1 protein-coding gene is annotated in these 509 nt (G+C 35.6%); it reads left to right on the forward strand.

Annotation, left to right across the window (positions count from 1 at the left end):
- Window positions 1–509: relaxase/mobilization nuclease domain-containing protein (locus tag CD155_RS00620; RefSeq protein ID WP_180991826.1), on the forward strand; the 509-nt coding region annotated here is incomplete at both ends.

Consider the following 509-nt stretch of genomic DNA (forward strand, 5'->3'; position numbering starts at 1 on the left):
CCTAATCATCAAGTAGCCGTCTATACGCACGCAGATACAAATCATGTACACAATCATATTGTGATTAATTCAATTGATTTAGAAACTGGGAAAAAATATCAAAGCAATAAAAAACAAAGAGAGTTCGTAAAACAAAAAAATGATGAAGTATGTAGAGAACATGGATTGTCTGTAACTGAACGCAACGCAACAATGCGATATACTCAAGCCGAAAAAGGCTTAATTGAAAAAGGTAAAAGCTCTTGGAAAGACGAAATTAGAGACGCGATTGAACAATCACAAGCGACAAATTTTGAGGAGCTTGAGAGAGAGTTGAACCAATTAGACATCACAATCGATCGTGTCACAAACAAAACAATCACTTACAGACACTTGAAAGAAAATAAAAAAGTGAGAGGTAAAAATTTAGGTGAACAATTCGATAAGGGGGCATTAGAAAATGAGTTTGCGGTCGCAAATGAACGGAGAGAATTCGAGCAACAATTATCAGAATACGAACCAAGAGAAAG

This window comes from Staphylococcus caprae (assembly GCF_002902725.1).
In the GTDB taxonomy this organism is placed as follows: Bacteria; Bacillota; Bacilli; order Staphylococcales; family Staphylococcaceae; genus Staphylococcus; species Staphylococcus caprae.